This is a genomic window from Kitasatospora sp. NPDC091257 (assembly GCF_044757675.1).
GTDB lineage: Bacteria > Actinomycetota > Actinomycetes > Streptomycetales > Streptomycetaceae > Kitasatospora > Kitasatospora lactacystinica.
This window is the reverse complement of record NZ_JBIVVI010001724.1, coordinates 1-1,359: the sequence shown is the minus strand read 5'-3', so window position 1 is coordinate 1,359 and position 1,359 is coordinate 1. Positions and strand designations below refer to the sequence as shown.

Annotated in this window: 1 protein-coding gene; it reads right to left on the bottom strand. The window is 75.0% G+C overall.

Translation table 11 applies throughout. From position 1 onward, the window contains the following. Positions 1 to 374 precede the first annotated feature (374 nt). On the bottom strand, positions 375 to 1,359 hold a 985-nt coding region (locus ACIQOV_RS41560), incomplete at its 5' end, for a dihydrolipoamide acetyltransferase family protein (protein WP_401056354.1).

The window sequence follows — 1,359 nt, the reverse complement described above, 5'->3', positions numbered from 1 at the left end:
GGGTCCAGGGGCGTCGGCGGCCGGACGGCGACCTCCCGCGCCGGGGCCCGCCCGGACGCGCCCGCCGGCAGGCCCGGGACGGAGGCGGCCCCCGCCGAGCCGTGTCCGGTGCGGACCAGGACTGTCCCGCGGGACTTCACCGCTACGTTTCGAGTACCCAAGAAAATCGTTTCGCCTCCGGCCGGCTGCGCCACCACTCGGCTTGTCCCTACTGGCGCCAGGGCAGCGTGGCACGGCCGGAGCGCTCCTCCGACGAATCGCGCGAAGCCCGGACATCCGGGCCGGGGACGCGCTACTCTCCCCGGTCCGCGGTCGCCCTGGGTGCCCCTCCGCACACCCAGGGCGACCGCGCCCGTCCCTTTCGGCGGCCGGGATCAGAGCTGTCGCAGCAGCATCCCCGGCTGCTCCACGCAGTCGGCGACGAACCGCAGGAAGCCGCCCGCCGTCCCGCCGTCGCAGACCCGGTGGTCGAAGGTGAACGACAGCTGGGTCACCTCGCGCACCGCCAACTCCCCCTGATGGACCCAGGGTTTGGCCACGATCCGGCCGACCCCGAGCATCGCCGCCTCCGGGTGGTTGAGGATCGGGGTGGAGCCGTCCACGCCGAACACCCCGTAGTTGTTCAACGTGAAGGTGCCGCCGGTCAGTTCGGCCGGGGTGAGCGCGCCGCCGCGCGCCGCCCCGGTCAACCGGGCCAGCTCCTCGCCGAGTTGTTCGGTGCTGCGGTTCTGCGCGTCCCGGACCACCGGGACGACCAGCCCGCGCTCGCCCTGCGCGGCGAAGCCCAGGTGCACCGCCGAATGCCGGACGATGCCCGAACCGTCCTCGGTCACGGAGGAGTTGAGCTCCGGGAAGCGCGCCAGCGCGACGGTGCAGATCCGCGCCAGCAGCGCCAGCACGCTCACCTTCGGCCCCGGCGTGGCGTTCAACTGCCTTCGAAGCGCCATGAGTTCGGTGGCATCCGCATCCACCCAGCAGGTCGCCGCCGGGATCTCCCGGTGGCTGCGGCTCAGCTTCTCGGCCACCGCCTTGCGCAGTCCGCGCAGCGGGACCACACCGTCCCGCACGGCCGGCCCGGCGGGCGCCGGAGCGGCCACCCTGGCCGCGACCGCCCGTTCGACGTCCGCACGCATGATCAGTCCGTCCGGCCCGCTCCCGGCGAGCGCGGTCAGGTCGACCCCCTGCTCCCGGGCCAGTCGCCGCACCAGCGGCGAGATCACCGGCACCACCGCGGGCCCGGTCGGCACCGCCGGAGCCCGCACGGCCACCGCACCGGCCACCGCACCCACCGCAGTACCGGCCGAAGCACCAGCAGCGGCACCGCCACCGGACACGACCGGGGCCGGCACCGCGGCCGGC